Genomic DNA, 5,942 nt, shown 5'->3' on the forward strand with positions numbered 1-5,942 from the left:
CACGAGTCAATCCCGTGCCCGAGATTCTTGTTCTGGACAATGGGCCTATCCATACCAGTCGAGCCAGTCAGGTGGCGCTTGCTTCTCGTCCTTGGCTGACAGTAGAATGGCTCCCCAAGTATGCTCCTGAGTTGAACGCCATTGAACGTGACTGGCTTTGGCTCAAGCGCGATTGGTTAGCCAACCAGCTCTTTGGTAGTTTCGAGCAACTGGAGCGCCGCATTCACTGGTCGGTGGCTCAGATGAATGCAGCACGACTCGCTAAAACGTTGCTGAAATTAAACGAGTCTGCTTAGGTTCGCTTCGCAGAAGTCGGCCTAGACGGGGACTTCAGGCCCTGGGGAAAATAACCATGAGTACATTTCAAGCAACGGGAACCCGTGTGGGCGAGCCGACCGCGACGACAGCCGTGGTGTGGGTTCGGCTAACGGCAGCAGCGACGCGCAAGCCAGGGACGCTGGCAGAGTTTGAGGGCGCGTGTCCGGGCGCGGCAGGGCGGGTGCGTCTGCGCTACGGGACACGGGAAGACTTGAGCGGGGCGCAGGCAACGCCTTGGGTAAGCGTGGCCGAGGCGACGGACTTTACACACCACTTTGCACTGAGGGGCCTGAAGCCGGGGACGCGCTATTTCTACGCCAGCGAATCGGAGGGCTCCGAGGTGCGGGGAGCGTTTCAGACCGCGCCCACCGAGAAGACGCCCACATATCTGCGTTTTTGTGTGATGGCCTGCCAGGGCTACCCCGACCGTGGGCACGCCGACGGTCACGCGATCTACCCGGCGATGCAGGCACTCAGCCCCGCCTTTGCCTGCCTCACGGGCGATCTGGTCTACTACGACAACGACCCACCGCGCGCGGAGACGCCGCAGCTGGCGCACTACCACTGGGAGCGCATGTTCAGCCTGCCGCGCCTGCTGGCGTTCAACAAGAGTGTCGGGACGTACTGGCTCAAGGACGATCACGACACGCTCAATGACGACGCCTGGCCGAGCAAGACCATGGGGAGCTTTACATTTGCGGAGGGCCAGAAGATCTTCCGCCAGCAAGCGCCGCTTACCCAGGGGCCAAGCTACCGGACGTTTCGCTGGGGCCGAGATCTCCAAATCTGGCTCACCGATGGGCGTGATTTTCGCTCACCCAACACGCTGCCCGATGGGCCGGAGAAGACAATTCTCGGTAAGGTGCAGAAAGAGTGGCTCAAGCGCACGCTCAAAGAGAGCACTGCTACCTGGAAGCTGCTGATCTCCCCGACTCCGCTGGTCGGGCCAGATCGCGCCAAGAAGAACGATAATCATAGCAACGCGGGCTTTCAGCACGAGGGCGAGGAACTGCGGGCTTGGTTCAAGGCCAATGTCCCCAATAACTTCTTTGTGATCTGCGGTGACCGGCACTGGCAGTACCACTCGGTTCACCCCGAGACGGGCCTGAATGAGTTCTCGGTCGGGGCCGCCAGCGATGAGCACGCGGCAGGCACGCCTGGCGAGAACAAGCGCTATCACAAGTTTCATCGGGTCAAAGGCGGCTTTCTCTCCGTGACGGTCAAGAGTAAGAGCCTTCTCTTCGAGCACCGCGATATCCACGGCACTGTGGTCTACACCTACACGCTCAGCAGCCCTAGTGCGCGTCTGGGGTAATGCCAAGCACCACATCAAAGCCTGCTGTCAGCTCTCCAATCTTGGAGCCCTTGAGCGGCTTGAACTCGGAGAGCAGGAGCTTGCGCTGCGGCTCCGGGATGCCCTTTAAGGGACCGTCGGTCTGGTTTTGCGCCTCGCCTGCGATGTAGCACTGCGTGACGAACTCTTTCTTACCTTTGAGCTTTACTGCAACATGGATGTGTGGGGTGCGACCAGGGTAGGGAACCGGCTTGATCGTCCGAAACAGATACTCGCCCGTAGAGCCGGTGACAAAGCGTCCGAAGCCCTGGAAGCTCTTATCTTGCTTCTCTTTTTTCGGCGTGCTGTCCTGACTGTGGATATAGACACCGTTGTGGTCGCACTGCCAGATCTCCACCGTGGCATTGCGGATCGGGTTGCCCTGGCTGTCGAGAATCCGCCCGGAGAGATAGGTCACCACGCCTACTGCGGGCGTGAGCGAGTCGTTGATGGTCAAGAGATCGTTGTCGGTGTCCAGCGGGAGCTTGTCGGGGTAGAACGGCCCCTCGGTCTGTTTGGGCGTGCGTGCGAGCTCTTGGGCAAATGCGCCCGGCGTGGTGAAGAGTAGGCTACTCAGGGTCAAAAAACTTCGTCGTTGCATGGTAGGAGAAGCGTACCACAAAGCGGAATGATAGGCCATGCAAGTTTTACGCGGCTACACGATTCCGCTGGTAGACCTCGCGGCGCAGAAAGAGCGCCAGTTTCTTGTGGATCGCGAGCCGGGACAGTATCTGGGTCACCCGACCACGGTGCTGCTCGACGATAAAAAGACGATTCTCTGTGTCTATCCCAAGGGGCATGGGAAAGGGCCGATTCTCTACAAGAGAAGCCTAGACGGCGGCAAGACCTGGAGTGAACGCCTGCCGACTCCACCCAACTGGGTGACATCGCAAGAGTGCCCGACTCTCTTTCGCACCCAAGACAAGCAGGGCAAGAAACGGGTCTTGCTGCTCTGTGGCCTCTATCCGATCCGTCAGGCAATCTCTGAGGACGAGGGCCATACCTGGAGCGAGCTAGCCCCGATTGGCGACTACGGTGGGATTGTCCCGATGGGTTCTATGGTGCGCCTTGCCAACGGCGACTACTTGGCTTTCTTTCACGACGATGGCCGCTTCTACGCCAACTCGGGAAAGGCAACGGGTAAGTTCTTTGTCTACTCCGTGCGCTCTGCCGATGGCGGCGTCACATGGAGCAATCCGACGGTCATCGCACACCTGCCCGATGCGCAGCTCTGTGAGCCCGGCACGCTCCGCTCACCGGATGGGAAACAAATCGCGGTTCTGCTACGCGAGAACTCTCGCAAGCAGAACTCCTCTGTTATCTTCTCCAATGACGAGGGAGTCACTTGGACAAAGCCGCGCGAGCTGCCTGGCGCCCTCACAGGAGATCGGCACACGGGAGTCTACGCCCCCGATGGTCGCCTCTTTATCTCATTTCGCGACATGTGCCACGAGTCCCCGACCAAGGGCGACTGGGTGGCCTGGGTGGGCACCTACGACGATATTCTCATGGGCCGTGAGGGGCAGCTTCGGGTGCGCCTGATGCACAATACCAACGGCTCTGACTGCGCCTATCCCGGCGTGCTCTGCCTCAAAGAGGGCACGATCGTGACCACGACCTACGGGCACTGGGCTCAGGGCGAGCCACCCTATATCATGACTGTCCGGCTCAAACTCAGCGAGCTTGCCTAGAAATTCACACGGGTCTGGAGGGTGAAGCGCTTCTCCACGGTGGCCTTGCCACCTGCAGCGCGGCTGGGGACATCCCGCTCGTACTCGTAGAGCGCCCGAAGCGTAATATCTTTGGCGAACTTGTAGTTGGCACCTAGTCCGAGGGCAGTGGCGGACTGGGGTTTGTCGCCAAACTTCCAGCTCCGCATCACCCCGACAACGGTGATATGCCGCGAGACGGCCAGGTTGCCCTCGCCAAAGTATCCCCAGACTGGGTTCTGGTCGTCCGCCCCGAAGACTACCTCACCCCGAGCCAGGAGCTTATTCAGGTGATAGACCGCATCGGCTGCCATCCGGGTCTTGTCCACAAAGTTTCTCGCAGCCGAGGTTCCCGAAGCAGGAAGCCGGGTATCAAAAGTGGTCACCGGCCCACGTCCCGTCATGATCGAGCCGCCAAGCTGCAAGCGCCCGTCCTCGGCCTGCGTTCTAAAGCGACTCTCCAGCCGTGCCATGATCACTTTATTGCCATCAAAGTCCGAGCGGTTTGGGCCAGAGCCGGTTGTCGCGGCGATATAGTAGCGATAGGGGCCGTAGTTTCCCTCTAGCATTGCACCCGTATCTACCCGTAGCCCTAGAGACTTCTCGTAGAGCGTCTGGATCGGCTGAAGCGGTGTATCGTAGACGGCGGCTAGGCCAAAGGGGAGCACAAACTGCCCCGCTCGCACGGTGGCATCTACCCCGGGCAGTAAAAAGCGATAGAAGGCATAGACCTCGGAGGTACGCAGACGATTGAGCGCCGTGCCACGTGGCCCCTCGGACTCACTCACAAGCTGAAGCCGCATTCCACCGCGCTCATCGCCATCTTTGGGGTTTGCTTTAATGTAGTCTAGCGTGAAGCGCCCCGAGGCGATATAGCCACCGCGTGTGTCGTTGCTACCGTTGCGGTAGCGCCAGTCCAGCGCCCCACCAAAGAGCCAGGTCTCGGGAGTGCGGTAGAAAGGCTTGGGACCAATCAGATCGGGGTCACGGGAGGCAGTTGAGTCGGGGGGGCGTGTGGGCTGAAATGTCCCACGTGGCGGTGGCGGATAGACCGCAAAGAAGCTCGGGCGCTCGGGTGGTGTTTGTGTCTGTGCCAGCGCAGGCAGAGCGAGAAGCGCTGAGACGAGCACGAGAGCCACTTTCATAGTGTAAAAAGACTCTCCGGAACCCCCACATTGATCCGCGCTGCCTCCACGGTCTGAACGGCACCAAGTTTACCAAACTGGTTGTAGATCTCGACACGTGAGGGCAGAAATATCCCCGGTTTTAGCTCCCGTGCTTTAACATAGCGAATCTCTTTTTGGAGCTCACTCTCCGAGTTGTAGGAAAGGCGCTTCTCCGTGATAAAGGTCTTAGGGTTGAGCCAGACCAGCTCGTGGCTCTTGTTGTTGGTATTGCGCTGAACGAGCTTGTAGACCAGCAAAGCTCCCTCACGGCGCTGGAAGACAGCTTGATAGTCCGTCGTGAGCCAATCCTTGGCAAAGATTCCCACATCCATGAGGCTCTGCTTTTGGCCAGGGTTGTTTTGTACATCCTCGGTTTTTTTCAGCATCCCCACTTTGTAGGTTTTGGTATTGCCAACATAGATCAGCAGCGCAGAGAGTGGTCCTGCCTTTCCCTCGACTCGAAGTCGTCCCGGAGCTTTGTAGGTGAGCTCGTAGGTAGGGATACGGTAGGAGGTCGCAAACGCGCCGCCGATCTTTTTCAGCTCGTCAAAGTTCGTTTCTTCATGGACAATGCGCAGAGCCGCAAAGAGATCTTTAACTTTATCTGTGGTGGGAGCTTCTTGCGGGGTTTTCTGTTGCATCGTCTTGATCGTTATCTACTTTTTCTTAGGAGCGGGTTTGGTAGGTTCTTTGAAGCCTTTTAGAGAGTGCGCGTGGGCCTTGTACCACTCGCCTGCTGCCGTGCGTTTACCAGCGCCCTTAGGGTTCGTATGGCAGAACGCGCAGTTCTTATTCTCTTTTTTTGCGTAGGCAGGTAGGGCAAATGCATGGCTTGCGGTGCTCATCACCAGTGCCATTAACGCAAAACGACTTAGCATCTTCATAGCTTTTGTTCCTTAGTTCCGGGTGTCTGATTAGACATATCTCTCTTCTGAGAGTTTCAACTTATGGTTGAAAGGGAGGGGGGAGAGGGCCATTGGGCACGATCCCCGCGGGTGCCAGCAAGAGAGCATCTAAAGAGATAGCCCCTTCTGCACGAATTTCAACTTGATGAATACCTCGTGGTATCACGATGGAGCCACAATCATACCAGCTCAGTGTCCCGAGGGCAAATGTCTCACCTAGGGTGCGGGGGAGCGGCGCGTCGTTTCCTCCGAAAGGCTGGCCATCGAGTAGCACTCGGAAAGTCGCTCCTGGTGTGGCGGCTACATAGAGCCGAAGGGCTCCTTCAAGGTTGATGGAGATGGGGAAAACGGCTGTTGCGGGGGCGGCATCGGCAGGGCGATTGGTACTCACCAGCACCCGCGCTCCGCTGGCACCAGGGCGGTCATCTACCATGTCAAAAGTGTAGCCTGCGACTTGCTCGGCCTCAATCCAGACATAGGGACGTAGAAGAGCGCTCATCTGATCCACTTT

At 58.3% G+C, this 5,942-nt stretch carries 7 protein-coding genes and 1 pseudogene; 3 read left to right on the forward strand and 5 right to left on the reverse strand.

Going from position 1 to position 5,942, the window contains the following annotated elements; all coding sequences use genetic code 11:
• Nucleotides 1-296, forward strand: a 296-nt coding sequence (locus tag RMO15_RS21080; RefSeq protein ID WP_309716680.1) for a transposase, incomplete at its 5' end; no start/stop codon positions are given.
• Nucleotides 297-352: 56 nt separating this feature from the next.
• Nucleotides 353-1,633: an alkaline phosphatase D family protein gene (locus RMO15_RS21085; protein ID WP_309716683.1), complete on the forward strand. Its 1,281-nt coding sequence runs from the start codon at nt 353-355 to the stop codon at nt 1,631-1,633.
• On the opposite strand, the gene RMO15_RS21090 is transcribed toward RMO15_RS21085, so the two are convergent.
• Complete coding sequence (locus tag RMO15_RS21090; protein WP_309716685.1) at nt 1,614-2,252, reverse strand: protocatechuate 3,4-dioxygenase; 639 nt, start codon at nt 2,250-2,252, stop codon at nt 1,614-1,616. The two genes, RMO15_RS21085 and RMO15_RS21090, sit on opposite strands and share 20 nt — an antisense overlap.
• A 37-nt stretch (nt 2,253-2,289) precedes the next feature.
• Between RMO15_RS21090 and RMO15_RS21095 the strand changes: the two genes are divergently transcribed.
• On the forward strand, nt 2,290-3,342 hold the full coding sequence (locus RMO15_RS21095; protein ID WP_309716688.1) for a sialidase family protein: 1,053 nt from the start codon (nt 2,290-2,292) through the stop codon (nt 3,340-3,342).
• Here RMO15_RS21095 and RMO15_RS21100 read toward each other — a convergent pair.
• The 4 genes and pseudogenes from RMO15_RS21100 to RMO15_RS21115 all read right to left on the reverse strand — a co-directional run.
• The gene (locus RMO15_RS21100; protein WP_309716691.1) at nt 3,339-4,505 is read right to left on the reverse strand and encodes a hypothetical protein; all 1,167 of its coding nucleotides are present in this window, start codon (nt 4,503-4,505) and stop codon (nt 3,339-3,341) included. The two genes, RMO15_RS21095 and RMO15_RS21100, sit on opposite strands and share 4 nt — an antisense overlap.
• The gene (locus tag RMO15_RS21105; protein WP_309716694.1) at nt 4,502-5,167 is read right to left on the reverse strand and encodes a hypothetical protein; all 666 of its coding nucleotides are present in this window, start codon (nt 5,165-5,167) and stop codon (nt 4,502-4,504) included. The genes RMO15_RS21100 and RMO15_RS21105 overlap by 4 nt, the downstream gene beginning before the upstream one ends.
• A gap of 15 nt (nt 5,168-5,182) precedes the next feature.
• Nucleotides 5,183-5,410, reverse strand: a complete 228-nt coding sequence (locus RMO15_RS21110; RefSeq protein ID WP_309716697.1) for a hypothetical protein — start codon at nt 5,408-5,410, stop codon at nt 5,183-5,185.
• Between the two features lie 61 nt (nt 5,411-5,471).
• A pseudogene (locus RMO15_RS21115) lies at nt 5,472-5,942 on the reverse strand (hypothetical protein); the annotation flags it as partial.

This window comes from Armatimonas sp., from assembly GCF_031410135.1.
In the GTDB taxonomy this organism is placed as follows: domain Bacteria; phylum Armatimonadota; class Armatimonadia; order Armatimonadales; family Armatimonadaceae; genus Armatimonas.

What these genes read in the sequence shown, in the direction of transcription:
- RMO15_RS21105 (WP_309716694.1), bottom strand. Translation starts at nt 5,167, where the DNA reads ATGCAACAGAAAACCCCGCAAGAAGCTCCCACCACAGATAAAGTTAAA.
- RMO15_RS21100 (WP_309716691.1), bottom strand. Translation starts at nt 4,505, where the DNA reads ATGAAAGTGGCTCTCGTGCTCGTCTCAGCGCTTCTCGCTCTGCCTGCG.
- RMO15_RS21110 (WP_309716697.1), bottom strand. Translation starts at nt 5,410, where the DNA reads ATGAAGATGCTAAGTCGTTTTGCGTTAATGGCACTGGTGATGAGCACC.
- RMO15_RS21095 (WP_309716688.1), top strand. Translation starts at nt 2,290, where the DNA reads ATGCAAGTTTTACGCGGCTACACGATTCCGCTGGTAGACCTCGCGGCG.
- RMO15_RS21085 (WP_309716683.1), top strand. Translation starts at nt 353, where the DNA reads ATGAGTACATTTCAAGCAACGGGAACCCGTGTGGGCGAGCCGACCGCG.
- RMO15_RS21090 (WP_309716685.1), bottom strand. Translation starts at nt 2,252, where the DNA reads ATGCAACGACGAAGTTTTTTGACCCTGAGTAGCCTACTCTTCACCACG.